Origin of the sequence: Streptomyces sp. GB4-14 (genome assembly GCF_022696125.1) — a bacterium.
Lineage (GTDB): Bacteria > Actinomycetota > Actinomycetes > Streptomycetales > Streptomycetaceae > Streptomyces > Streptomyces werraensis.
Genome location: NZ_RZHO01000002.1, coordinates 991,106 through 1,016,207 on the forward strand (window position 1 = coordinate 991,106; position 25,102 = coordinate 1,016,207).

Consider the following 25,102-nt stretch of genomic DNA (forward strand, 5'->3'; position numbering starts at 1 on the left):
CTGACCCGACCACGGGAAGGCCTGGCATGGGCACCGAGGGCGTACGGACCGACCGCTTGAGCATTCTGCTGGAGCAGTTCGACAAGGCGACGGACATGGCCCGTGCGCGACTGTCGGGACTGGGCGACGAGGAGTACCTCTGGGAGCCGGTCCCCGGCTGCTGGTCGATCCGGCGGCGCGGCGAGGCGGTGACGCCCAGGGCCTTCGGGCCCGGCGAGTGGGTGCTCGACCTGGGCGAACCGGACATCCCGGCGGGCGAGTACGCGGAAGTGGCCCGGCAGGCGGCCTCCGGGATGAGCGTCGAGAAGATCGCCGAGGACTGGAGCGTGAGTGTGGCGCGGGTCGAGGAGGTCCTCGCCCACACCGGGGAACCGGAGCCGGACGACACGCCGCTCACGACCATCGCGTGGCGGCTGAACCACTTGCACTACGAGTTCGCGGGCGGCTGGGAGTGGGCCTTCGGCGAGCGGCGGCAGGACCCGAAGCGGATGGTCGACTTCACGCCCTCCGCAGCCGTCGCGCTGGAGCGCTTCTGGGAGACCGTCGACCGGTGGCGGACCGCCCTGGGCGGCGTCACCGAGGAGCAGCTCGACACGGTCGGCTTCTCGCAGTACCCCTACGGTTCCGACGCCGACGAGCCGTTCGTCGGCGTGATCGCGGGAGCCAACCTGGAGTTCGTCCACCACATGGCCGAGATCGCACTCCTGCGGGATTTGTGGCGGGTCCGGCACGCGCTGACGGGACGCTGACGGTCCGCCCGGCGCCGGCGGGACGGTCAGCGAGGGCAGCCGCTCAGGCCACCGAGCCGATGGTGCGGGCCGGGGGCCGCGTGTCGTGGTGGATGGGGGTGTGCGCGCCCGTGAGGGCGGTGCCGGTGCCGCCTCGGCGGTCGGCGACGATCTCCGCCGCGATGGACAGGGCCGTCTCCTCGGGGGTGCGGGCGCCCAGGTCGAGGCCGATCGGGGACCTGAGGCGGGCCAGCTCCAGCTCGGTGACGCCTGCCTCGCGCAGACGGGTGTTGCGGTCCAGATGGGTGCGGCGGGAGCCCATCGCGCCGATGTAGGCCACGGGCAGACGCAGCGCCAGCTTCAGCAGCGGGACGTCGAACTTGGCGTCGTGGGTGAGGACGCACAGCACGGTGCGGGCGTCGACCTCCGTGCGGGCCAGGTACTCGTGCGGCCACTCCACGACGATCTCGTCCGCCTCGGGAAACCGCGCCCGGGTCGCGAACACCGGCCGCGCGTCGCACACGGTGACGTGGTGGCCGAGGAACTTGCCGACCCGCACCAGCGCCGCCGCGAAGTCGATCGCACCGAACACGATCATCCGGGGCGGCGGCACCGACGACTCGACCAGCACCGTGACCGGCCCCCCGCAGCGCGAGCCCTCCTCCCCGATCCGCACGGTGCCGGTGCGGCCCGCGTCCAGGAAGGCGCCCGCCTCGGCGACGACCGTGCGGTCCAGCTCCGGACGCGCGCCGAAGCCGCCCTCGTAGGAGCCGTCGGGGCGGACCGTGAGCGCGCGGCCGCGCAGGTGCTCGGGGCCCTCGACGACGCGCGCGAGCGCCGTCGCCCGCCCGTCGGACGCCGCGGCGAGCGCGGAGGCCAGCACGGGGCGGGCGGGGTCGGACGCCCGCACCGGGGTGACCATGACGTCGATGATCCCGCCGCAGGTGAGGCCGACGGCGAAGGCGTCCTCGTCGCTGTAGCCGAACCGCTCGAGGACGGTCACGCCGTCCTCGAGCGCACGGACGCACAGCTCGTACACCGCGCCCTCCACGCATCCGCCGGAGACCGATCCGACCGCCGTGCCGTCGGCGTCGACCGCGAGCGCGGCTCCGGCCCCGCGGGGCGCGCTGCCGCCGACGGCCACCACGGTGGCGACGGCGAAGTCACGTCCCTCGGCGACCCACCGGTGGAGTTCCTCGGCGATGTCCAGCATGTCTCGCTCTCCTCAACTGCGGTACGTGGACGACGAACGCCCCTCTCAGCGCACCCCGAGCCAGTTCTCGATCGGGGCGAGGGCGAAGAAGACCAGGAAGACGAGGGTCAGTCCCCACATGAACGGGCCGACCTCCCGCGCCCGGCCCTGGCCGGTCCTGATCGCGACGTACGAGACGACACCGGCGGCCACGCCCGCGGTGATCGAGTAGGTGAACGGCATGACCACCACGGTCAGGAACACCGGGATCGCGGTGGCGCGGTCGGCCCAGTCGACGTGGCGGGCGTTCGACATCATCATCGCGCCGATGACCACCAGGGCAGCGGCGGCGACCTCGCCCGGGACGATCGCCGTCAGCGGGGTGAAGAACAGGCACGCGGCGAAGAACAGTCCGGTGACGACGGAGGACAGGCCGGTACGGGCGCCCTCGCCCACGCCGGTCGCGGACTCGACGAACACCGTCTGGCCGGACGCTCCCGCGACGCCGCCGATCGCGCCGCCGGCGCCGTCGATGAACAGCGCCTTCGACAGGCCCGGCATCCGGCCCTTGTCGTCGGCGAGCTTCGCCTCCGTGCCGACGCCGATGATGGTCGCCATCGCGTCGAAGAACCCGGCCAGGACGAGGGTGAAGACGATCATCCCGACCGTCATCGCGCCGACCTCGCCCCAGCCGCCGAACTCGACGTGCCCGAAGAGGGAGAAGTCCGGCATCGACACCGCGCCGCCCTTCAGCTCGGGCGGGCCGCTCGCCCACTGGTCGGGGTCGATCACGCCGGACGCGTTGAGCACGACGGCGAGTACGGTCCCGCCGGCGACGCCGATGAGGATGGCCCCGGGCACGCCGCGCGCCTGGAGCACGAAGACGGCGAGCAGGGTGATCGCGAACAACAGGACCGGCCAGCCCGCCAGTTCGCCCGACGGACCGAGGGTGACCGGGGTGGACTCGCCCTGGTGGACGAAGCCCGCCTTGTAGAAGCCGATCAGGGCGATGAACAGGCCGATGCCCATGGTGATCGCGTGCTTCAGGGCGAGCGGGATGGCGTTCATGATCATCTCGCGGAGGCCGGTGACGACCAGCAGCATGATGACCACGCCGTACATCACGCACATGCCCATCGCCTGCGGCCAGGTCATCTCCGGGGCGACCTGGGAGGCGAGGACGCCGGACACGGAGAGGCCGGCGGCCAGGGCGAGGGGGACCTTTCCGAAGAAGCCCATGAGGAGCGTGGAGAGGGCGGCGGCGAAGGCGGTTGCGGTGATGAGGGCGGTGGGGGCGAGGGTGTCCCCCGCGGCGTCCTCGCCGGAGAGGATCAGGGGGTTGAGGAGGAGGATGTACGCCATCGCCATGAAGGTGGTGGTGCCGCCGCGGAGTTCGCGGGCGAGGGTCGATCCTCTGTGGGTGATGTGGAAGTAGCGGTCCAGCCAGGACCGTCCGGCCGGGACGCGGGATCCTGTTCCCGCGTCCTCGGCCGCGGTCGTCGGTTGCAGTGACTGTTGGGTCATGTGGGCCTGCTCCCAAGGTTCATAGGGGCACCCGGCGCCTTCCGCGGAGGGGGCGCCGGGATTTGGGGAGGTGCACGACCCGGGGGACGGCCCGAGACGAACGGTGGTGCCGGGGCTGGGGTGCGTGGGTACGCGCGTGCCCGGCGGGGGTGCCGCTGCGCCCACCCGTGCCGCCCTGAGCGGCACGAATGCCCGCAGCGGGGGCGGCTACCGGGGCGGAAGCGCCCTCAGGGGCGCGGGGAACCGCGCGACCAGCCACGGCAGACCCGCACCCGGCGTCACGACGTGCCCGTCAGATGTTCCGGGCGGACCGGTGTTCTGTTCAACTCCAGACCCGTTGCCGCTCGGATCGCTGCCAGCACCGCCGGTGTCGAGGACAGGGTCGGGGCCTCGCCGACTCCTCGGAGGCCGTACGGTGCGTGCTCGTCGGCGAGTTCCAGGACGTCGACCGGGATGGTCGGGGTGTCGAGGATCGTCGGGATGAGGTAGTCCGTGAAGGACGGGTTCCGTACCTTCGCCGTCTTCGGGTCGACCAGGATCTCCTCCATGACCGCCATGCCCAGACCCTGGGTGGTCCCGCCCTGGATCTGGCCCACGACGGACAGCGGGTTGAGCGCCTTGCCGACGTCCTGGGCGCAGGCCAGCTCGATCACCTTCACCAGGCCCAGTTCCGTGTCGACCTCGACGACCGCGCGGTGCGCGGCGAAGGAGTACTGCACGTGGCCGTTGCCCTGGCCGGTGCGCAGGTCGAAGGGTTCGGTGGGGCGGTGGCGCCACTCCTCCTCGACCTCGACGGCCTCGTCGCCGAGGACGTCCACCAGGTCGGCGAGGACCTCGCCGCCGTCGGTGACGACCTTGCCGCCCTCCAGCAGGAGCTCGGCGTGCGCCCAGGCGGGGTGGTAGGAGCCCAGCTTGCGCCGGCCCAGGTCGAGAACCTTCTCGCGCACCAGCTCGCAGGCGTGTCTGATCGCGCCGCCGGTGACGTACGTCTGGCGGGACGCGGACGTCGAACCGGCCGAGCCGACACGGGTGTCGGCCGGGTGGATCGTCACCTGGTTGACGCCCAGCTCGGTGCGGGCGATCTGGGCGTGCACGGTGACGCCGCCCTGGCCGACCTCGGCCATCGCGGTGTGCACGGTGGCGACCGGTTCGCCGCCGACGACCTCCATGCGGACGCGGGCGGTGGAGTAGTCGTCGAAGCCCTCGGAGAAGCCGACGTTCTTGATGCCGACCGCGTAGCCGACGCCGCGGACGACGCCCTCGCCGTGCGTGGTGTTGGACAGGCCGCCGGGGAGCTGGCGCACGTCGGCGCCCTCGCTGGACTCCCACTGGCGCTCGGGCGGCAGGGGCATCGCCTTGACGCGGCGCAGGAGTTCGGCGACCGGTGCCGGTGAGTCGACGGGCTGTCCGGTGGGCAGCAGCGTGCCCTGCTCCATGGCGTTGCGCTGCCGCAGCTCCACCGGGTCCATGCCGAGACGCGCCGCGAGCTTGTCCATCTGCGCCTCGTAGGCGAAACACGCCTGCACCGCGCCGAAGCCGCGCATCGCACCGCAGGGCGGGTTGTTGGTGTAGAGGGCGATCGCCTCGATGTCGACGTCGTCCACGGCGTACGGGCCGACACCGAGCGAGGAGGCGTTGCCGACCACGGCCGGGGAGGCGGAGGCGTAGGCGCCGCCGTCCAGGACGATGCGCGCCTTGACGTGGGTCAGCTTGCCGTCCGCGGTGGCCCCGTGCTCGTAGTACAGCCTGGCGGGGTGGCGGTGCACGTGGCCGAAGAAGGACTCGAAGCGGTTGTAGACGATTTTGACGGGTTTGCCGGTGCGCAGGGCGAGCAGGCAGGCGTGGATCTGCATGGACAGGTCCTCGCGTCCCCCGAACGCGCCGCCGACGCCGGCCAGGGTCATGCGCACCTTGTCCTCGGGGAGGCCGAGCACGGGGGCGATCTGGCGCAGGTCGGAGTGGAGCCACTGGGTGGCGATGTAGAGGTGGACGCCGCCGTCCTCCTCGGGCACGGCGAGCCCGGACTCGGGGCCGAGGAAGGCCTGGTCCTGCATGCCGAAGGTGTACTCGCCCTCCACGATCACGTCGGCGCGCCCGCGGGCCGCCGTGACGTCGCCGCGCACGATGGGCTGGCGGTGCACGATGTTGGGGTGCGGGACGTGTCCGATGTGGTGGTCGTCGCGGTGCTCGTGGATCAGGACCGCGTCCGGCGCCGTCGCGGACGCCTCGTCGGTGATGACGGGGAGTTCACGGTACTCCACCTTGATCTTGGCGGCGGCGCGCCGGGCGGTCTCCGGGTGGTCGGCGGCGACGATCGCGACGGGTTCGCCGTGGTGGCGGACCTTGCCGTGGGCGAGGACCGGGGTGTCCCGGATCTCCAGGCCGTAGTGCTTCACCTCGGCGGGCAGGTCGTCGTACGTCATGACGGCGTACACGCCCGGGGTGGCCAGGGCCTCCGCGGTGTCGAGGGAGACGATCTCGGCGTGGGCGACGGTGGAGCGCAGGATCTGGCCCCAGAGCATGTCCTCGTGCCACATGTCGGAGGAGTACGCGAACTCGCCGGTGACCTTGAGGGTGCCGTCGGGGCGGAGGGTGGACTCGCCGATGCCGCCCTTGGTGCCCGAGCCTTGTGTGATCTTCGTGGGAACGCCGTTCGTGGGCATGCTCAGACCCCCTCGGACTGGCGGGCGGCCGCGAGGCGGACCGCGTCCATGATCTTCTCGTAGCCGGTGCAGCGGCAGAGGTTGCCGGAGAGCGCCTCGCGGATGTCCGCGTCGGACGGGCTGGGGTTGCGCTCCAGCATCTCGTCGGCGGCGACCAGCAGCCCGGGTGTGCAGAAGCCGCACTGGACGGCGCCGGCGTCGATGAACGCCTGCTGCACGGGCGAGAGTTCCACGTTTCCGCCGGCCTGCGAGTCGGTGCCTCGCGCCTGCCAGGCCCTGGCCTCGTCGAGCGAGGTGCCGCAGACGCCGCCGGTCCCGTCGCCGCCGCAGGCGCGCTGCCGGGCGTAGTCCGCCAGGCCCTCCACGGTGACGACCTCGCGGCCCTCGGCCTGTCCGGCGGCGACCAGACAGGAGCAAACGGGCGCGCCGTCCAGCCGTACGGTGCAGGAGCCGCACTCGCCCTGTTCGCAGGCGTTCTTGGAGCCGGGCAGGCCGAGGCGCTCACGCAGGACGTAGAGCAGGGACTCGCCCTCCCAGACGTCGTCGGCCTGCTGGGGGCGTCCGTTGACGGTGAAGTTGACGCGCATTACGCGGCTCCCTCCGTGGTGCGGTGGGCGCCGCGGTACGACTCCCAGGTCCAGGTCAGGGTGCGGCGCGCCATCACGCCGACCGCGTGACGGCGGTAGCTCGCGGTGCCGCGCACGTCGTCGATGGGGTTGCAGGCGGCTGCGCACAGGTCGGCGAACTGCTTCGCCACGGACGGGGTGATGATCTTCCCGTTGTCCCAGAAACCGCCTTCCTCCAGGGCCGCGTTGAGGAAGTCCTCGGCGGCCTTCGCCCGGACGGGGGTCGGGGCGGCCGAGCCGATGCCGGTGCGGACCGTGCGCGTCTGCGGGTGAAGGGCGAGGCCGAAGGCGCACACGGCGATGACCATGGCGTTGCGGGTGCCGACCTTGGAGTACTGCTGCGGTCCGTCGGCCTTGCGGATGTGGACGGCGCGGATCAGCTCGTCGGGTGCGAGCGCGTTGCGTTTCACGCCGGTGTAGAAGTCGTCGACGGGGATGCGGCGGGACCCGCGTACGGACTCCACCTCGACCTCGGCGCCGGCCGCGAGCAGGGCCGGGTGGGCGTCGCCGGCCGGGGAGGCGGTGCCGAGGTTGCCGCCGACGCCGCCGCGGTTGCGGATCTGCGGGGAGGCGACCGTGTGGGAGGCGAGGGCGAGGCCCGGCAGCTCGGGGCGCAGCTGCTCCATGATCGTCGCGTAGGGGACGGAGGCGCCGAGCCGTACGGTGTCCCGGCCCACCTCCCATTCGTAGAGATCACCGATGCGGGTGAGGTCCATCAGGTACTCGGGACGGCGGTGGTCGAAGTTGATCTCGACCATCACGTCGGTGCCGCCCGCGATCGGCACAGCGGTGGGATGCTCGGCCTTCGCGGCGAGCGCCTCCTCCCAGCTGGCGGGGCGAAGGAAGTCCATGACCGGCTCTCTTCTTCGTCTCGTGGGGCGTACAGATTGAGCCAATCCGTGTGCGGCGGGCCCGGCTCGTTCCTGCGGTGTTCACGTGGAGTGCGTTCAGTACACCGCCGCGTACTCCGCCCGGGTCAGTCACCGAAACCATGAAGGAGTTGGCTGGCCAACGCGGGCATCTTGTAGATTCGTATGAACGGAGAGCCTCGGTAACCTTCCGGTCTTCCTCCAGCAACGCGGGAGGCGATCGGGAGCCGGCGGAGCATGTCCGCAGGCCAGTCCCACGGGCCCCTCCCGACCATCCCTTCACCCTCCCCACAGGTACCGAGACAAGGAACGGCGGCGACGAGAATGCGGCTGCGCGCACTGCTGGACACCGACGCGCTGGGCCTGAAGCTGCTCGGCGGGGAGGACGAGCTGGACCGCGGTGTGCGCGGGGTGATGACCACCGACCTGCGCGACCCGAGCCGCTATCTGTCCGGCGGCGAGCTGGTGCTGACCGGGCTGGCCTGGCGCCGCGACGCCGCCGACTCCGAGCCGTTCGTACGGATCCTGGTGCAGGCCGGGGTGGCCGCCCTGGCCGCGGGCGAGGCGGAGCTGGGGGACGTCCCCGAGGACCTGGTCGTGGCGTGCGCGCGACACCGGCTGCCGCTGTTCGCGGTGCACGAGTCGGTGGCCTTCGCGACCATCACCGAGCATGTCGTACGACAGGTGTCCGGCGAACGCGCCGGAGACCTGGCGGCCGTCGTCGACCGGCACCGGCGGATGATGACCTCCGGCCCGGCGGGCGGCGGCCCCGACGTGGTGCTCGACCTGCTCGGCTCCGACCTGGACCTGCGCGCCTGGGTGCTCTCCCCCACCGGCCGGCTGATCGCCGCGCCCAAGGAGACCGCGGGGGCGCGCGGCACCGTCCCCGCGCTGGCCCCCGAGGCGTGCGCGCGGCTCGCGGCGGAGCATCTGGCGGCCGTGCGGACCGGGCGGCGCGGTCCGCACCGGGTGGTGTTGGACCGGACGACGTACAGCCTCTTCCCGGTGCGGGGCAGCGGGCACGGTCCGTCCTCGGAGCCGGCCGACCCGCGCGAGACGATGCTCGCGGACTGGCTGCTGGCGGTCGAGGCGGACGCCGGGGACTGGGCCGAGGAGCGGCTGGACCTGCTGCAGGGCGTCACCCAGCTGATCGCCGTCGAGCGGGACCGGCGGGACGCGGCGCGCACGGTGCGGCGGCGGCTCGCGCAGGAGGTGCTGGAGCTGGTGCAGACGGGCGCCGCGCCCGCGGAGATCGCGGCGCGCCTGCGGGTCGCCGCGCCGGTGCTGCTGCCCGGGCTCGGCACCGCGCCGCACTGGCAGGTCGTGGTCGCCCGGGTCGAGTGGGAGGACGGGCGCGGCGACGCCGGCCCGGTCACGCAGGCGCTGCTCGAGGAGATCCTCGTCGACCCGGCGTCGACCGGACCCGAGCCCTCCGACCGGATCGCGGTGGCGCACACCGGCGACGAGGCGATCGCGCTGGTCCCGCTGCCGTCCGTGACCGACGAGCACGACGAGGCCGGGCCCGGTGTGCTGGCCGACGCGCTGCTGGATTCCGTGCGGGGGCCGCTGACGGCGGGACTCGACGGCGACGGGCGGCTCACCGTCGGGGTGTCCGCCGCCGTGCACTCGGCCGAGGGGCTGCGCGGCGCGCTGGAGGAGGCCCGGCACGCACGCCGGGTCGCCGCGGCCCGCCCCGGCCGGGTGTGCGCGGCCGGACACCAGGAGCTGGCCTCGCACGTGCTGCTGCTGCCGTTCGTCCCCGACGACGTGCGGCGCGCGTTCACCGCCCGGCTGCTGGACCCGCTGCGCGAGTACGACCGCCGGCACCGCGCCGAGCTGATCCCCACCCTGGAGGCTTTCCTCGACTGCGACGGCTCCTGGACCCGCTGCGCCACCCGCCTCCACCTGCACGTCAACACGCTCCGCTACCGCGTCGGCCGCATCGAGCAGTTGACGGGGCGTGACCTGTCGCGGCTGGAGGACAAGCTGGACTTCTTCCTGGCGCTGCGCATGAGCTGAGCGCCGGCCGGCCCGCGACCGGGCCGGCCGCGAGGCCCGTCGGCGACGGCGCTCCCCTCCCTGGCCCGGCCCACAGGCCGGACTCCCCGGTTCCGTCCCGCTCCCCATGACTTTGTGAAATCCTTCACCCGCCCTCTTGGCCGGGCCCGGTGGTTCGTGCTGAGATGCGGCCACCACTCAACAGCTCGATGGCGTGCTCGGGGAGGGCAACGTGGCGCATACCGCCATGTCCGGTGACGGAACGACCGCCGAAGACGATCCCCTCCAGACGGCGGTGTGGCGGCTTCGCTCCCGCGCCTGCTGGGTGGACGCGGCCGCACTGCTCACCCCCGCCACCCCTCGGGCGGCCCTGCAGCGGGCGTCGCTGCTGGTGGAGCGGTGTCTGTACACCGAGGCGGGGTGGGAGGACGCGGAGGACGCGCTGCGCACGGCGGAGGCCCTGGCGCACACCGACGACGAGCGGGGCGCGGCCGCTTGTGAACGCGGGTACTTGGCCTACGCCGCCACGCTGTTCCAGGTCCGGGACCGGGCCGACGAGGCGCGCGCCGCGCTGGGCCGCGCCGCCGCGCTGATCGCGCCCGGCGCACCGGGGCGGCCGCTGCTGGACTTCCGGCGCGGGCTGATCGCGGAGAACCTCACCCGCTCCCCGCAGGCCGCCCGCGCGGCGTACCGGCGGGCCCACGCGGGCGCCACCGCCCATACCGACCCGCTGCTGCTGTCCGCCACCTGGCGCCATCTCGCCGGACTCGCCCTGCGCGAGGGTGAGCTGACGGAGGCCCGGCACGGGTTCGCGGAGTCGCTGCGGATCCGGGAGGAACTGGGGTATCTGGTCGGCACGGCTCCGGCGTTGGTCTCCCTCGCGGACACGGAGACGGAGCCGGAGGCCTCCCGCCTGCGCGAGGAGGCCCGCCGTCTGTTCCGCCTCCTGGGCGGAGTCCCCACCTGGCTCGCCCACCGCCTCGCTCCCCCGGAAACGGGCGCGGCGACGGCGTGAGGGGTCTTGCGGGTGCCTCGTTCGGGTGAACCAGGGATCGGCTCAGGGACGTCAGGAAGGGGCGTCCCCCTGCTCCGCTCCTACTGCGCGCCGTTGAAGTGTTCGCCCACCAGCGCCCGCACCACGTCCAGGTCGCCCGCGATCAGGGCGTCGAGCAGGGCCGTGTGTTCGTGGGCGTCCGCGATCAGTTCGGCCCGGGTGCCGCCGCCGGGGGCGTTGCCGCCGACCAGGGGCCACTGGGCGCGACGGTGCAACTCCTCTGCCACGCCGACCAGTTGCTGGTTGCCGGCGAGGGCGAGGACCGCGCCGTGGAAGGCGCGGTCGGCCTCGGCGTAGGTCGCGCGGCAGCCGGAGGACGCGGCGCGGACGGTGGCCTCGGCGAGCGGGCGCAGTCCGGCCCACCGCTCGGGCGGCACCGTACGGGCCAGCCGCAGCATCACCGGCACCTCGATCAGCGCGCGCACCTCCGCCAGCTCGGCCAGCTCGCGCGGGCCGCGCTCGACGACCCGGAAACCCCGGTTGGGCACGACCTCGACCGCGCCCTCCTGGGCGAGCTGCTGCATGGCCTCGCGGACGGGCGTGGCGGAGACGCCGAAGCGCTCGGCCAGCACGGGCCCCGAGTAGACCTCGCCGGGCCGCAGGTCACCGGTGACCAGCGCGGTGCGCAGGGCGGCGAGGACCTGGCCGCGTACCGACGACCGCTGGACGGCGGGCCGTGGGCGGGGCAGGACGGGCTCGGCGTGGGTGTGCTCGCCGCGTGCGGGCCCTTCGACGGCGGCGCCGGCGTCGCGGCGCCGGTCCGCCTCACCGGCGGCCGGCTGGGCGGGCACCCGGTAGCGGCTCCGCGCGGTCCCGGCGGAGGCCCCGGCGGCCCCGGCCGTCTCGCCCGTCGTCCCGGCGGAGCCCTGCGTGCCCTGCTTCACAAGGTCCTCCTGCGGACGTGTCGGTACTTGGGGTCATTACGGCGGGTTGGCACCTGTGCGTCAAGCACCATAAGCGCATCGGACGCCAGTTCACATCTCCGCGATGTTGGGTAAGGTGAGGCTTACCTTTTATTGCCCGGCTCCACGAGATGCGAAGGGGTGGTCCCATGGCCGTGCCCGGTTCGGCCGTCGCGGACGCGTACGCCCGCCTTGCGGAGGCCTTCCCGGCCCTCGCCGTCACCGAGCTCGGCGCGGGAGAGGCGGCCCCCCGGGGCGGCGGCTGGGTCGCCGCCTCCGACCTCGCCACGGGCGGGGACGTCCTGGACTCCTTCCTCGCCTGGGACGACACGCAGGTGCGGCGGGACTACGGACAGCAGGGCCGCCCGGACGTCATCGCCAGCTTCGGTCTGCACCGGTACGCCTGGCCGGCCTGTCTGCTGATCACCGTGCCGTGGTTCCTGCACCGCCGGGTCCCGCGCTACCCCGTGACGCACGTCTCGTTCGACCGCACCGCCGCCGGGCTCGCCGTGGGCCGCATGGCCGTACGCCCCGCCGGCTTCGCCTGCCTGCCGGACGACCCGGCCGCCGCCCTGCCCGGCGCGCACGTCGTGGAGGGCGAGGAGGCGCTGCGGGCGGAGGTGCGCGCGGCGGTCGCCGAACACCTGGAGCCCGTGCTGGCCGGATTCGGACCCCGGATGCGCCGGCGCGGCCGGGCGCTGTGGGGCATGGCGACCGACGAGATCGTCGAGAGCCTCTGGTACGTCGCCGGACTGCTCGGCGAGGAGGAGCGGGCCCTGCGCGAGCTGGAGCTGCTGCTGCCCGGCGCGACGAAGCCGTACGTCGGCGCGGCGACGTTCCGCAGGCCGTCCGGGCCCGGCGGTCAACCGGCCGCCGCCACCCGGGAGCGGGTGAGCTGCTGCATGTTCTACACGCTGCGCCCCGCGGACGTCTGCGCCACCTGTCCGCGCACCTGCGCCAAGGAGCGGACCGCGGTGCGCGCCCCCGAGCGGGAGAAGGAGCTGGTCGGGCAGGCCGGTTGACGGGACGTACAACAAGGCGGGGCGGCCGGACGGCGTAAGATCGTCCGGCCGCCCCGTCTTTGTGCGCGGCGCCGGCGCGTGCCGGGCGGAGCCGCCAGGTCACGAGCACTTCACAATTTCCCCACCGCCGGCTGGAAGTCTCTCCGGACCCATCCGTACGGGTAGTCTTATTCGAACTCAACTCCCGCCCCTCATGCGGCAGTTCGAGCAGAAAGCCGCCCAGGGCACCCCCCTCGCACTTCATTGGCGGCCTCTTGCCCCGAAACCCCCTGAGGGACGCCGGGATTGGGCCACTATGGCGGGCGTTACGCCCTATCCCAATGCAAGGGACCCCTAGATGAGACTGACCGACATATCGCTGAACTGGCTGCTTCCGGGCGCCGTGCTGCTCCTGGGCATGCTGGCGGCGGTGGCGGTGCTGGCGCGCGGCAAGCGCTCCTCGGTCAAGGACACGAGCGCCGACGACTCGTGGGAGCGCAGCGAGGAGCGCCGCAGGCGCAAGGAGGCCGTCTACGCCACCGTCTCCTACGTGCTGCTGTTCTGCTGTGCGGCGGTGGCCGCCGCCCTGTCCTTCCACGGCCTGGTCGGCTTCGGTGAGCAGAACCTCGGCCTGTCCGGCGGGTGGCAGTACCTCGTCCCCTTCGGCCTGGACGGCGCGGCGATGTTCTGCTCGGTGCTCGCCGTGCGCGAGGCCAGCCACGGTGACGCGGCCCTCGGCTCGCGCATACTCGTGTGGACGTTCGCCCTGGCCGCGGCCTGGTTCAACTGGGTCCACGCGCCGCGCGGCGTCGGCCACGCGGGCGCCCCGCACTTCTTCGCGGGCATGTCCCTGTCCGCCGCGGTGCTCTTCGACCGCGCGCTGAAGCAGACCCGCCGCGCCGCGCTGCGGGAACAGGGCCTGGTGCCGCGGCCGTTGCCGCAGATCCGCATCGTCCGCTGGCTGCGCGCCCCCCGCGAGACCTACCGCGCCTGGTCGCTGATGCTGCTGGAGGGCGTGCGCAGCCTCGACGAGGCGGTCGAGGAGGTGCGCGAGGACAAGCTCCGCAAGGAGCAGGAGAAGCGGCGCCGGCGGGAGCAGGAGCGCATGGAGCGGGCCCGTCTGAAGGCGATCAGCCGCGGTCACCGGGGGTTCGGCGGCCGGGGCGGGGGGCGCGAGCTGGAGGCCACAGTGGAGCGGGACTCCGACGTGGTCGCCGCGGAGCCTGCCATAGCGGCGCCGGAGGCCCTGCCCGCCCCCGCCCCGCGTCCCTCCCTGCAGCCGGCCCGCCGCTCCGGCGGTGAGGCGCGGACGGTCGACCTCACGGCCGAGGACGACACCCAGGCGCTGCCGCGTCTGGACAGCCTGGAGCGCAAACTCAAGGACCTGGAGCAGCAGTTCGGCTGACGGTCGCACGGCACGGCCGTACGACCGGGCCGGCGCCCTGACGACGGCGCGACGCGGCGTGAGGAACGCGGTGGGAAACCGCCTCCCTCACGCCGCGTCGGCGTCCTTCCCCGTTTCCGTCTCCGGGCCGAGCGCGAACCAGACGGACTTGCCCACGCCGTGCCGTCTGACGCCCCAGGCGTCTGCCAGGGACTCCACGAGCACCAGGCCCCGCCCGTTCGTGGTGTCGTTGCCCGTCTGCGGGCGCGGCCGGGGCTCGCGGGCGGTGAAGTCCCGTACCTCCACGCGCAGTCCGAAGGGGCCGACGTCCGCGGTGAGGACCGCGTCGCGGTCGGTGTGGACGAGGGCGTTGGTCACGAGTTCGCTGGTGAGCAGTTCCGCGACAGCGGACCGCTCCGGATCGCACCGGTGGCGTAACAGCTCGCGCACGGCGCGGCGGGACTCGGCCACCGCCCGCAGATCCGCACGCCCCAGTGTGCGCCTCAGCCGATCCGCCGAAGCCTGACTTCTCATGACCCCCGCCCGCGTGCCGACGCCGTTTCCCCCACCTGCTCGAACACCTACAGGGAAATGCTTGCCCGGTCGTTCACACGGCAGTCATGCGGAGCGGTCGTCAGCCGTTGTTGGCCGAAGTGCAACGGCCACACAACCGTGTGCGGGGCCGTCCTCCCGACCCCCGTGGCGAGAGGACGACCCCGGCTCTCACACGGTGGTCGTGAAACCCCAGGAACGTCAGTAGAGCTTGGTGACCGCCTTCTTCGCGGTCTTCTTGAACGCGGCGAGGGGGGCGTCGTCGAAGTCGCCCATCCGGCCCCAGCCGACGACGGTCACGGTGCGGCCGTCACGCCCCACGGACAGCAGGTTGACGTCCGTGGCGCCGTACGACGTCTCGGTGTGCAGGCCGTGCACCGTCGCCCCCTCCTCGACGGGCAGCGTCCCGAAGAACCGGCCCTCGGCCTCGATCTCCGGGTACAGCCGCTCCAGCCGGGCCGCGCAGGTGCGGATCTCCTCGTTCAGCCGGTCCGCCAGCGCCTTGCCCTTCGCCGCGGACCCGGTCACGACGGTGACCTGCACGGCGCTGGCGTCCAGCTCGGTGTGGAACAGACGGTGCCGGTAGTCGTACGCCGGCACGCCCTCGCCGAGGCAGTACGCGAGCTGCTCCGGGAAGCCGTCGGTGACCGGACCGGCGGTCCAGCCGGTCGGATGCGGCGGCAGCTCGGACGCCGCGAGGAACCTGGGCGCGGCGGCCTTCTTCTGCGCGGACGCGCTTTTCGCTGCCGCGTTCTTCTGCACGGTCCCGCCCGGCGCGGCGCCGGCCTGGCTGGTGGCGGCCGCGCCCAGGGCGAGTGCGGTGGCGGTGAGCGCGGCGAGCGCCGCGACACGGGTGCGGACAGGCATGGGTGACCCCCGTGGGATGAGCGTGGTGGAATGACGACACGTGCGCCGCGACGGCCGGGATGGTCCGTCCGGGCTGTCGGGGCGGTTCGCCGTGGTCAGAGCATCCGCCGTCGATGACGACCGGCGCAAGCGCCGCCGCCCGGTTCCCCGGCATGGAACCATCCCAGCCCGCCCGACGTGCAGTGATACAGGGCGCCTGGGATGCCCTGGGACGCCTGGTGGAGGCGCACGGACGAGTGACGACGAGTGACGGGGAGACGGATCCGGTGTCGGCACAGGACGAAGTGGCTCGGTTCGCGGCGCTGCTGCGGGAACTGAAGGGACGCACGGACCGCAGCTACGGCCAACTGGCCCGCCGCCTCGGGATGAACACCTCGACCCTGCACCGCTACTGCGCCGGCGACGCGGTCCCCGTCGACTTCGCCCCGCTCGAGCGCTTCGCCGCGCTGTGCGGCGCGACGGACGCGGAACGCCTCGAACTCCACCGCCTGTGGCTCCGCGCTGCGGAGGCGAGGCGGCGGCCGCGGGGCGGGGCGGCTTTGGAGACGACCCAAGGGCCGGACGCCTCCCCGGGGTCGGCACAGGGCGACCGCCCTGCCACCCCGTCCCTCGGCGAGCAGCCCGACTCCTCCCCGGACCCCGCCGCCGCGCGCGATTCCAGCCACGCCGAGGAGCCGGGCGGGGGCGACACGCGTGTGGTGAGCGGGCCCGTCGGCCACAGCCAGGGGCCCGCCCCACGGCGGCGCAAGCGCGTCGCCGTCGCCGCCGCTGCCATGTGTGCCGTGCTCGCCACCGTCGGGAGTCTGTCGTTCCTGCCGGACGAGCGGAAGGCGGCCGGAAGCGGGGCCGTCGGGGCGGCGGAGGAAACCCGGGAGAGCGGCACCGGCGGCGGTGCGGGCCCCGCTCGGTCCGTCGCGCCCACCGGCTCCCCCTCGGCCTCGCGGTCGCCCTCTCCGTCTCCCTCCCCTTCCGCCCGCCACGGCGGGAACGGCACCGCGTCCAAGGCGCCCGGACCCACCGGCTCCGCCACCGCACCGGACGACGCGCCCGCCGGGCCACCGCCCCTCACCTGGTCGGTGAACGACCACGCGTGGTCGTACGGCTGCGGGCACGACTACGTCGTGGCGAAGCCGCCCTCCCAGGTGCCTCCGCCGCCCGTCCCGCAGGACGCCCGGACCTGGGCGGCCACGCAGGGCGCCGTGCACGGCGGGGAGACGCTGGTCGAGCTGTCGGTGCAGGGGAGGTCCGACACGGCCGTCGTCCTCACGGCGCTGCGCGTCCGGGTGGCCGGCCGTTCGGCGCCGGCGCCCGGCAACGCGTACGCGATGGACCAGGGCTGCGGCGGCGCGCTGACCCCGCGCTACTTCGACGTGGACCTGGACAAGGACCGGCCGATCGCCCGCGCGGTCGCCGGGAACGACGCGGGTACGCCGATCCCGGCGGTGCGGATGCCGTACCGGGTGTCCGCGACCGACCCCGAGGTGCTGATGGTCACCGCCCGCACCGAGGGCTGCGACTGCCGCTGGTGGCTGGAGCTGGACTGGTCGTCGCAGGGCCGCACCGGCACGGTGCGGATCGACGACCGGGGCCGTCCCTTCCGCACCAGTGCGGTCGAGGGGCTGCCGCACTACGAGTACGACACCCTGAACCGCTCCTGGCGGATCCGGAACAACTGAACGCCCCTACGGGCGCGGCACGTTCCGCAGGTTGGAGCGGGCCATCTGGACCATCCGGCCAACCCCGCCGTCCAGCACGATCTTGGAGGCGGACAGGGCGAACCCGGTCACCATCTCCTTGCTGATCTTCGGCGGGATGGACAGCGCGTTGGGGTCGGTCACGACGTCCACCAGCGCCGGGCCCTTGTGCTTGAACGCCGCCTTCAGCGCGCCCGCCAGCTCCTTCGGCTTCTCCACCCGCACCCCGTACGCCCCGCAGGCACGCGCCACGGCGGCGAAGTCGGGGTTCTTCATCGCCGTGCCGTGCGACGGGAGTCCGGCGACCAGCATCTCCAACTCCACCATGCTCAGCGAGGAGTTGTTGAACAGGACCACCTTCACCGGCAGGTCGTACTGCACGAGCGTGAGGAAGTCACCCATCATCATGGTGAATCCGCCGTCTCCGGACATCGACACGACCTGCCGGCCCCGGTCGGTGAACTGTGCCCCGATCGCCATCGGCAGCGCGTTGGCCATCGAGCCGTGGGAGAACGAACCGATGACCCTGCGGCGGCCGTTGGGCGAGATATACCGCGCGGCCCAGACGTTGCACATGCCCGTGTCGACGGTGAAGACGGCGTCGTCGTCGGCCATGTCGTCCAGTACGGACGCCACGTACTCGGGGTGGATCGGCACATGCTTCTCCACCTTGCGGGTGTACGCCTTCACCACCCCCTCCAGCGCCTCCGCGTGCTTCTTCAGCATCCGGTCCAGGAACTTGCGGTTGTCCTTGGTGCGCACCCGGGGCGTGAGACAGCGCAGCGTCTCCTTCACGTCACCCCACACCGCGAGGTCCAGCTTGGAGCGCCGTCCGATGATCTCGGGCCGCACGTCCACCTGGACGATCTTCACGTCGTCGCCGGGCAGGAAGGCGTTGTACGGGAAGTCGGTGCCGAGCAGGATCAGGAGGTCGCACTCGTGCGTCGCCTCGTACGCGGCGCCGTAGCCGAGCAGCCCGCTCATCCCGACGTCGTACGGATTGTCGTACTGGATCCACTCCTTGCCGCGCAGGGCGTGCCCGACGGGCGCCTTGATCTTCCCGGCGAACTCCATCACCTCGGCGTGCGCGCCCTTCGTGCCGGCGCCGCAGAACAGGGTGACCTTCTCGGCGCGGTCGATCATGTCGACGAGCTTGTCGATCTCGTCGTCGCCGGGGCGGACCGTGGGCCGGGAGGTGACCAGCGCGGTCTCGGGCGCCTGGTCGGGGGCGGGTTCGTCGGCGAGGTCGCCGGGCAGCGAGACGACGCTGACACCGGAGCGGCCGACCGCGTGCTGGATGGCGGTGTCCAGCAGCCGGGGCATCTGGCGGGGGCTGGAGATCAGCTCGCAGTAGTGGCTGCACTCCCGGAACAGCTGGTCCGGGTGGGTCTCCTGGAAGTAGCCGAGGCCGATCTCGCTGGACGGGATGTGGGAGGCGAGGGCGAGGACGGGCGCCATGGAGCGGTGGGCGTCGTACAGGCCGTTGATGAGGTGGAGGTTGCCGGGCCCGCAGGAGCCGGCGCAGGCGGCGAGCCGGCCGGTTACCTGCGCCTCGGCGCCGGCCGCGAACGCGGCGGTCTCCTCGTGCCGCACATGGATCCAGTCGATGGCGGAGTTGCGGCGCACGGCGTCCACGACCGGGTTGAGGCTGTCACCGACCACGCCGTACAGGCGTTTGACTCCCGCACGGACGAGGATGTCGACGAACTGTTCCGCGATGTTCTGTTTGGCCATGGGTTCCGTCTGCCCCTCGGGTGCCGGAGATGCCTGACGGATTCCATGAATTCACACCGGGCCCGCTCACGCCTCCCAGACGGCCACGGCCGTACGGTCGTCGGCGTACCCCTTCACCCGTACCTGCGTGTCGGCCAGATACGCCGTCAGTCCCGGCGGCTCGGGACCGGACCACCTGTCGGCGAGGTGGGCGCGCAGTTCTGGCTCGCCGTGCAGCGGTTCGGCGAACCCGGTGCCGCACATCAGCAGCACATCACCCGGGCGGGCTACGGAGGTACGGAAACGGAAGGGCTCGCGGGGCGGTTCGGGGGCCGGCTCGTACGGGCTCGGGGGCGTGGGGATGCCGAGGTCCATGGTGAGGCGGTCGCCGTCCGGCGTCTCGTGCGGCGCCGAGCCGAAGCCGAGCACCGGCTCGCCCTTGACCTCCGCGACCTCCGGCTCGATGTCCTGCCACTCACGGTCCCGCAGCCGGAACAGCCCTCCGGGGCCGACCCCGAAGAACACCCGGGTGCGGCACCCGGGGTCGGCGGACAGCAGCAGACAGCGCAGGGTGGCGGCGTAGTCGTCGGGGTCGAGGCCCTGCTCGGTCGCGGCGGCGCGCAGCTTGCCGAGACTGCGGTCGGTGAGACGGTGCAGGCCGGCCTTGAGGTCGGCGCGGCGGGCCGCCCGGATGTCGTCGGTGAGCCGCTCGTGGCTGCGGCCGACCGCCGCGCCGATCCAGCGGCACACCTCGGCGGCGGCCAGGTGCGCGCCGGGAGCGGTCCTGGTGCCGGTCGCCAGTGCCACCAGGACGAGGGCCCGCTCCCCCGCCCCGAACCGCGCGGTCAGCAGCGCGTCACGGCGGGGTTCGCCCCGGTACCGGGCGGAGTCCCCGCGCACGGAGACGGCGCGCAGCGTGCAGGCGCCGTAGCGGGCGCCGTCCAGCACGGTGTCGGGGACGAGGGCGTCCAGGTCGTCGGGGTCGGCGGCGGGGAGCGCGGTGGGCTCGGCGTCGTAGGTGGGCGGCCGGGTGCCGACGTGGGCGCGGGAGGTGAGCGGGGGCGGGAGGGGCCCGAGCCTGGACGCGGGGCTCGCGTCCTCCGACTCGCCGTCGGCCGGCGCGGCGGGGGTCCAGTCGCCGTAGGCGGGGGCGGCGGTGGGGCCGGAGGGCGGTGGGCGGTCGGGGAGGGCGGGGGCGCCGGGTGCGGGAGGATGCGTCGCTGACACGGCGGCCCCGGTGTCCGGCCTCCGTGGCTCGGCCGCGGGATGCCGGGTGGGCGGCGCCTTCGGGGCGGCCGGCGCCTCCGGTGCGGTGGACGCGTCGGACGCGTCGGTCGCGTCGGTCGGTGGAGTCCGCCCCGGCGGAGAAGCCGCGGGGGGCGGGGGTGCCGCGGGCGGCTCCGGTGGAGGCGGCGCCTCCGGCGCGGGCGACGAACCCGCTGGGGACAGCCCGCGGCCCGGCGGATGCGGCGTCGGCGCCTGGCCCGGGGGCTGCGCCGGTGGGGCGGGAACGCCGTGCGCAGGTGCCTGCTCCGGGGTCGGAGGCATCGGCGACCTCCTGGTCGGCGCCCCCTGGGGCGACTCCGGCCGCGCGGACGGCGATTCCGGTGGATCGGCCGGGGCGTCCGGTCCCGGAAGGTATCCGACTGACGGCTCCGTGGCCGGAGGTGGCGGCGTCCGGCGCGGGCCCGGCACCGCCGGGGTGCTGGGCGCGTCCCGGGGGTCCGGGGCCGACGGGGCGGGCGCCCCGTCTGCGCCCACCGCTCCCGCCGCCGAGGCGAACCGGTCGTCCAGGGAGTCGGCCGCGGGCGCCGGCCCCGTGTCGTCGGAGGCGTCGTCGTAGAGCTGACCCCACCAGTCGTCCCCGAGACCGGGACCTGTGGGCCCGCCGGGCCTTCCCCCCTGCTGACTCATGCCCCCAATTGTCCACCGGACGGGCCGGATGAAAACGGGGCATCGGGAAAATCGCCGCCCCGCGCGACGGCCCCCACGCTTCCGATCTGCGCCGTCGCGCACCCTCCTGCACCCTGGACAGATGGGAGCGTGGGACCTCCTGCTCACCGGACTGGTGCTCCTGTTCGGTCTGTGCGGGGTGCTGGTGCCTGGGGTGCCCGGGGCCTGGCTGGTGTGGGCCGCGGTCCTGTGGTGGGCGCTGAAGGACCCGCAGGCGGTCGCGTGGTGGGTGCTGGTGGGGGCGACGGTGGTGCTGTTCCTGTCGCAGGTGATCCGCTGGGCGCTGCCGCCCCGCAGACTCCGGGCCGGGGGCGTGGACGCCCGGCTGCTGGCGTACGCGGGCGGCGGCTCGTTCGCGGGTTTCGTCGTGCTGCCGGTGATCGGCGCGATCCCCGGCTTCCTCGCCGGGGTGTACGTCCACGAGCGGATCCGCCTCGGCCGCCGTGAGGAGGCGAGGGCTGCGGTGCGCACCGTGATGCGGTCGGGCGGGTGGAGCCTGCTGACGGAGCTGTTCACCTGCCAGCTGGTCGCGGCGGCGTGGATCGGCGCGGTGTTCTTCGGCTGACCGGCGCATCGCGGAGCGCTCACGCGGGCGGCAGCACACCCTCGTGGGTGAGCAGCCGAACCTTCCGCTCCAGCCCTCCGGCGTACCCCGTGAGGGAGCCGTCGGCGCCGATGACCCGGTGGCAGGGGCGGACGATCAGCAGCGGGTTCGCGCCGATGGCGCCGCCGACGGCGCGCACGGCGGCCCGGGGCGCCCCGACGCGCGCGGCGATCTCCCCGTAGGTGACGGTCCCGCCGTACGGCACGTCGTCGAGGGCGGCCCACACCTTCTCCCGGAAGGGGGTGCCGACGGCCCGCGTCGGCAGCCGGAACTCCTTGAGGTCGCCGGCGAAGTACGCGGCGAGCTGCCGTTCCGCCTCCCGGAAGGGCCCGGGGTCGTGCGTCCAGTCGTCCCGCACCACGGTCGCCTTCTTCTGCCCGGGCACGGTGAGCGAGGTCAGCTCGCCGGTCGGGGCGGCGGTGAGCAGCAGCGGCCCGAGGGGGCTGTCCACGTGCGTCCAGTACGTCGTCGTCATGAGGGTCACTCCAACTCCCCTGCGGCGCGCAGGTGGTTCAGGGCGTACGAGCGCCAGGGGCGCCAGCTGTCGGGGGTGTCGAGGCCGGGCGGGGCCACGTCGGGGTCGCCGAGCGCACGGGTGCGGATCGCGGCGATCGTACGGTCGTCGAGGCCGGGGACGGCGGCGAGGGCGTCCCGCGCCGCGTCCCGGTCGTCACCGGGTCCGAGCCGTACGGCGCCGTCGGCGAGGGCGGCGGTCAGCGCGCCCAGGGTGCCGCCGGGTTCCGCGCCCGCGAGGACGGCGGCCTCCGGGAACAGATGGGTGAGGCCCCCGCAGGGCGCGTCGAGCCGTTTGCCGTAGCGGCGGACCAGCTCGGCGGCCGTGTCGCGGCCCACGAGCGCCCGTACGGCGACCTCGTCGGGGTCGGCGGCGCCGGGCGAGCGCAGTCCGGGACAGGCCGCGACCAGCGGGGCGAGCCGGGCGTCGGCGCCGAGGCGCTCGTCGACGGCGTAGGGATCGGCGTCCAGGTCCAACAGCCGGCGCAGCCGCTGCACGGCGGTGGTCAGGTCGCGCAGGTCGGTGAGGTGGACGCGGGCGTCGAGCCAGCCGCCGGGGCGGGCGCCGGCGCCGGTGTGCGGGCGCTCCTCGACGGCGGCGATGCCGGTGCCGTAAGGGAGGCGCAGGGTGCGCCGGTAGGTGCGGGCGCCGGGCGTCCCGGTCATCTCCTCGACGCCGGGGACGGCCTCCCGTGCCAGCAGGTCGAAGACGGGGCGCGCCTGGTAGGGGCCCCGGTGGGCGAGGCGCAGGGGCACACCGGCGGTGGGGGTGCCGGGGCGGGGCCGGCCCCTGCGGGGCGCGGCGGCGCGCAGTCCGGTGGGCGTGGTGGCGTACACGGCGCGGACGGTGTCGTTGAACTGGCGCACGCTGGTGAAACCGGCCGCCCACGCGACCTCCGTGACCGGCAGGCCGGTCGTCTGGAGCAGCACACGCGCGGTGTGGGCGCGCTGGGCGCGGGCCAGGGCGACCGGTCCGGCGCCGAGCTCGGCGGTCAGCTGCCGCTGCACCTGGCGGGCGCTGTAGCCGAGACGCGCGGCGAGCCCGGCGACGCCCTCGCGGTCGACGACGCCGTCGGCGATGAGACGCATGGCACGGCCCACGGCGTCGGCCCGTACGTTCCACTCTGCGGAGCCGGGCACGGCGTCGGGGCGGCAGCGCCGGCAGGCCCGGAAGCCCGCGCCCTGGGCCGCGGCGGCGGTCGGGAAGAAGCGCACGTGGGCGCGTTTCGGGGTGACGGCGGGGCAGCTGGGCCGGCAGTAGATGCCGGTGGTCTCGACGGCGAAGAAGAACGCGCCGTCGAACCGCGCGTCCCGGCTGCGCACCGCCTCGTACCTGCTGTCCTCGTCCGTCATACGGTCCAGTGTCCCTTGGCGGGGACGGCCCGGCTGGCGGGAATCGGACATGGAGCCCGTGAGGCCTTCCGGAGCGCGTGAGGCCTTCCGGAGCCCGTGAGACCTTCCAGGGACCGGCGAGGGCGGCGCTTGACCCTGACACGGTGAGAAGGTCTTCACTGGCGTGCCTGGAGGTGCTCCGATGACCACGCCCAAGGCGGAGACGACGACAACATCACGCGTGCTCGCGGGACTGCGGCACGACGACCCCTCGGTGCGGCTGCGCGCGGCACTGACGGCCGGTGCGGACCCGGACCCGGGGTTCGTGGAGCCGCTGGTGGAGCGGTGCGGGGTGGAACCCGTGTTCCATGTGCGGGACATGCTGACGTGGGCCCTGACCCGCCACCCGGAGACGGTGACGGTGCCGCGGGTCCTGGCCGAGCTGCGGTCGCCGAACGCCCGGGCGCGGAGCCAGGCGCTGCACACCCTGTCCAAGATCGGGGACCGGAGCGTGTGGCCGTCGGTCCCCCGGTCGCTGCTGACCGACCCGGACGACGAGGTGGCGCGCACCGCCTGGCGCACGGCGGTGCTGCTCGCGCCGGAGGATGAGGCGGCGGAGCTGGCGGAGGTGCTGGTGTCGCAGCTCGGGCGGGGCGGGCGGGAGACGCGGCTGAGTCTCAGCCGGGCGCTGATCGAGCTGGGCGAGCCGGCGGTACCGCCGGTGCGGGCCGCGGCGGACGCTCCGGACCCGCGGGTCCGGGCGCACGCGCTCGCGACGGAGCGGCTGCGGCGCGACCCTGAGGCGGGGTTCGCGTACGCGGTGGAGGAGGCGAAGCGGGTGGTGTCGCTGGGGCCGGACGGGCCTCCCGGTGAGGAGGAGTGAGGCAGGGTGCTGATCGGTGAGGTGGCGCGGCGGTCCGGGGTCAGCCCCCGGATGCTGCGGCACTACGAGTCGCTGGGCCTGGTGCGGCCGACGGGCCGTACGGCGGCCGGGTACCGCGCCTACACGGAGGAGGACATCCGGCGGATCTTCCACGTGGAGAGCCTGCGGTCGCTGGGGTTGTCGCTGCGGGACGCGGGCCGCGCCCTGGACGACCCCGGCTTCACCCCGTCCGGTCTCGTCGCGGACCTGGCGCGGCGGACGCGGGAGCGCATCGCGCGGGAGACGGAGCTGCTGACGCGGCTCCAGCGGATCGACGCGGCGGGGCCCGCCGACTGGCAGGAGGTCCTCCAGGTCGTCGCGCTGCTGCGGAACCTGCGCTCGGGGGACGCGGGGATGCGCCAGCGGGCTGCCCTGTCGTCGGTGGACACGGCGCCGGTGCCGGTGGAGGCGCTCGTGGAGGCGGTGCTGCGCGAGACGGACCCGCATGTCGCCGGGGCCCTGCGATGGGCGCTGGCGCAGGCGGGCGAGCGGGGTCCGGAGCTGCTGGCGGCGGGGCTGGGGTCGGCGCTGCCGGAGGTGCGGGGGCGGGCGGCGCGGTGCCTGGCGGAGATTCCGGGCGACCGGGCGACGGCGCTGCTGCGGGAGGCGCTCGGGGACGCGGACCCCTCCGTGCGCCGGACCGCGGCCCTGGAGCTGGGGGCGCGGGGGGTGGCGGAGGCGATGCCGGAGCTGGTCGGCATGGTCGTCGAGGAGGCGAACGACGTCGAGGCGGCGGACGCGCTGGGCACGCTGGCGGGCGACGCGGGGGTGGCGGACCGCATCGTGACGGCGCTGTCGGAACGTCTGGCCGACGCCGTCCTGGACCCGTCGGCGCGCCGCCGTCTGACGCAGGCCCTCGCCGAGATCCCGGGCCCGGCCGCCACGGGCACGCTGAGGGCTCTGACCCGGGACGGGGACCGGGCGGTGGCGCTGACCGCGCGGTACGTGCTGGAGCTGCGGGAGCCGGGCTGAGCCGCCCCGCCGGGTGCCGCCGAGGGCACCCGGCGGGGC

At 74.1% G+C, this 25,102-nt stretch carries 21 protein-coding genes; 9 read left to right on the forward strand and 12 right to left on the reverse strand.

Going from position 1 to position 25,102, the window contains the following annotated elements; all coding sequences use genetic code 11:
- Positions 1–26 precede the first annotated feature (26 nt).
- Positions 27–749, forward strand: coding sequence for a DinB family protein (locus ELQ39_RS05790; protein ID WP_242591239.1), 723 nt, complete (start codon positions 27–29; stop codon positions 747–749).
- Between the two features lie 43 nt (positions 750–792).
- Here the strand turns inward: ELQ39_RS05790 and ELQ39_RS05795 are convergent, their stop codons facing one another.
- The 5 genes from ELQ39_RS05795 to ELQ39_RS05815 all read right to left on the reverse strand — a co-directional run bounded on the left by ELQ39_RS05795 (position 793) and on the right by ELQ39_RS05815 (position 7,584).
- Positions 793–1,941: an XdhC family protein gene (locus ELQ39_RS05795; protein WP_242591240.1), complete on the reverse strand. Its 1,149-nt coding sequence runs from the start codon at positions 1,939–1,941 to the stop codon at positions 793–795.
- 45 nt (positions 1,942–1,986) lie between these two features.
- Positions 1,987–3,444 (reverse strand): NCS2 family permease, encoded by a 1,458-nt coding sequence (locus ELQ39_RS05800; protein ID WP_242591241.1) that lies wholly within the window; start codon positions 3,442–3,444, stop codon positions 1,987–1,989.
- A gap of 278 nt (positions 3,445–3,722) precedes the next feature.
- Positions 3,723–6,107 carry a xanthine dehydrogenase subunit D gene (pucD, locus tag ELQ39_RS05805; protein ID WP_242591242.1) on the reverse strand — a complete coding sequence of 795 codons (2,385 nt, stop codon included), beginning with the start codon at positions 6,105–6,107 and terminating at the stop codon, positions 3,723–3,725.
- Positions 6,108–6,109: 2 nt separating this feature from the next.
- Complete coding sequence (locus ELQ39_RS05810; protein ID WP_242591243.1) at positions 6,110–6,694, reverse strand: (2Fe-2S)-binding protein; 585 nt, start codon at positions 6,692–6,694, stop codon at positions 6,110–6,112.
- Complete coding sequence (locus ELQ39_RS05815; protein WP_190001371.1) at positions 6,694–7,584, reverse strand: FAD binding domain-containing protein; 891 nt, start codon at positions 7,582–7,584, stop codon at positions 6,694–6,696. Before ELQ39_RS05815 ends, ELQ39_RS05810 begins: the two co-directional genes overlap by 1 nt.
- Before the next feature lie 342 nt (positions 7,585–7,926).
- Here ELQ39_RS05815 and ELQ39_RS05820 point away from each other — a divergent pair, with 342 nt between their 5' ends.
- Positions 7,927–9,621 carry a PucR family transcriptional regulator gene (locus tag ELQ39_RS05820; RefSeq protein WP_190001370.1) on the forward strand — a complete coding sequence of 565 codons (1,695 nt, stop codon included), beginning with the start codon at positions 7,927–7,929 and terminating at the stop codon, positions 9,619–9,621.
- A gap of 226 nt (positions 9,622–9,847) precedes the next feature.
- On the forward strand, positions 9,848–10,615 hold the full coding sequence (locus tag ELQ39_RS05825; protein WP_242595549.1) for a hypothetical protein: 768 nt from the start codon (positions 9,848–9,850) through the stop codon (positions 10,613–10,615).
- An 80-nt stretch (positions 10,616–10,695) separates the two neighbouring features.
- On the opposite strand, the gene ELQ39_RS05830 is transcribed toward ELQ39_RS05825, so the two are convergent.
- Positions 10,696–11,538, reverse strand: a complete 843-nt coding sequence (locus ELQ39_RS05830) for a GntR family transcriptional regulator (protein ID WP_242591244.1) — start codon at positions 11,536–11,538, stop codon at positions 10,696–10,698.
- 167 nt (positions 11,539–11,705) lie between these two features.
- Here ELQ39_RS05830 and ELQ39_RS05835 point away from each other — a divergent pair, with 167 nt between their 5' ends.
- A complete protein-coding gene (locus ELQ39_RS05835; RefSeq protein ID WP_242591245.1) occupies positions 11,706–12,578 on the forward strand; it encodes a (2Fe-2S)-binding protein in 873 nt (290 codons plus the stop codon).
- Positions 12,579–12,915: 337 nt separating this feature from the next.
- Positions 12,916–13,962, forward strand: a complete 1,047-nt coding sequence (locus tag ELQ39_RS05840) for a DUF2637 domain-containing protein (protein WP_225625186.1) — start codon at positions 12,916–12,918, stop codon at positions 13,960–13,962.
- An 87-nt stretch (positions 13,963–14,049) separates the two neighbouring features.
- Here ELQ39_RS05840 and ELQ39_RS05845 read toward each other — a convergent pair whose 3' ends face one another.
- Together ELQ39_RS05845 and ELQ39_RS05850 are read right to left on the reverse strand one after the other, a co-directional pair.
- Positions 14,050–14,475, reverse strand: a complete 426-nt coding sequence (locus tag ELQ39_RS05845; RefSeq protein WP_225640207.1) for an ATP-binding protein — start codon at positions 14,473–14,475, stop codon at positions 14,050–14,052.
- A gap of 219 nt (positions 14,476–14,694) precedes the next feature.
- Positions 14,695–15,360: a hypothetical protein gene (locus ELQ39_RS05850; protein ID WP_242591246.1), complete on the reverse strand. Its 666-nt coding sequence runs from the start codon at positions 15,358–15,360 to the stop codon at positions 14,695–14,697.
- A 266-nt stretch (positions 15,361–15,626) separates the two neighbouring features.
- Here ELQ39_RS05850 and ELQ39_RS05855 point away from each other — a divergent pair, with 266 nt between their 5' ends.
- Positions 15,627–17,036 (forward strand): helix-turn-helix domain-containing protein, encoded by a 1,410-nt coding sequence (locus ELQ39_RS05855; RefSeq protein ID WP_242591247.1) that lies wholly within the window; start codon positions 15,627–15,629, stop codon positions 17,034–17,036.
- Positions 17,037–17,042: 6 nt separating this feature from the next.
- Here the strand turns inward: ELQ39_RS05855 and ELQ39_RS05860 are convergent, their stop codons facing one another.
- Both ELQ39_RS05860 and ELQ39_RS32665 read right to left on the reverse strand, forming a co-directional pair.
- Positions 17,043–18,788, reverse strand: coding sequence for a pyruvate dehydrogenase (locus ELQ39_RS05860; protein ID WP_190001363.1), 1,746 nt, complete (start codon positions 18,786–18,788; stop codon positions 17,043–17,045).
- Positions 18,789–18,854: 66 nt separating this feature from the next.
- Positions 18,855–19,994 (reverse strand): protein phosphatase 2C domain-containing protein, encoded by a 1,140-nt coding sequence (locus ELQ39_RS32665; RefSeq protein ID WP_391686551.1) that lies wholly within the window; start codon positions 19,992–19,994, stop codon positions 18,855–18,857.
- Between the two features lie 808 nt (positions 19,995–20,802).
- Between ELQ39_RS32665 and ELQ39_RS05870 the strand changes: the two genes are divergently transcribed.
- Complete coding sequence (locus tag ELQ39_RS05870; protein WP_225625181.1) at positions 20,803–21,285, forward strand: DUF456 family protein; 483 nt, start codon at positions 20,803–20,805, stop codon at positions 21,283–21,285.
- 19 nt (positions 21,286–21,304) lie between these two features.
- On the opposite strand, the gene ELQ39_RS05875 is transcribed toward ELQ39_RS05870, so the two are convergent.
- The gene (locus ELQ39_RS05875; protein WP_190001360.1) at positions 21,305–21,799 is read right to left on the reverse strand and encodes a methylated-DNA--[protein]-cysteine S-methyltransferase; all 495 of its coding nucleotides are present in this window, start codon (positions 21,797–21,799) and stop codon (positions 21,305–21,307) included.
- 5 nt (positions 21,800–21,804) lie between these two features.
- Positions 21,805–23,190: a bifunctional transcriptional activator/DNA repair enzyme AdaA gene (locus tag ELQ39_RS05880; protein ID WP_242591249.1), complete on the reverse strand. Its 1,386-nt coding sequence runs from the start codon at positions 23,188–23,190 to the stop codon at positions 21,805–21,807.
- Positions 23,191–23,371: 181 nt separating this feature from the next.
- Between ELQ39_RS05880 and ELQ39_RS05885 the strand changes: the two genes are divergently transcribed.
- Both ELQ39_RS05885 and ELQ39_RS05890 read left to right on the forward strand, forming a co-directional pair.
- Positions 23,372–24,052, forward strand: coding sequence for a HEAT repeat domain-containing protein (locus ELQ39_RS05885; RefSeq protein WP_190001358.1), 681 nt, complete (start codon positions 23,372–23,374; stop codon positions 24,050–24,052).
- A gap of 6 nt (positions 24,053–24,058) precedes the next feature.
- Positions 24,059–25,063 (forward strand): HEAT repeat domain-containing protein, encoded by a 1,005-nt coding sequence (locus tag ELQ39_RS05890; protein WP_242591250.1) that lies wholly within the window; start codon positions 24,059–24,061, stop codon positions 25,061–25,063.
- Positions 25,064–25,102 lie beyond the last annotated feature (39 nt).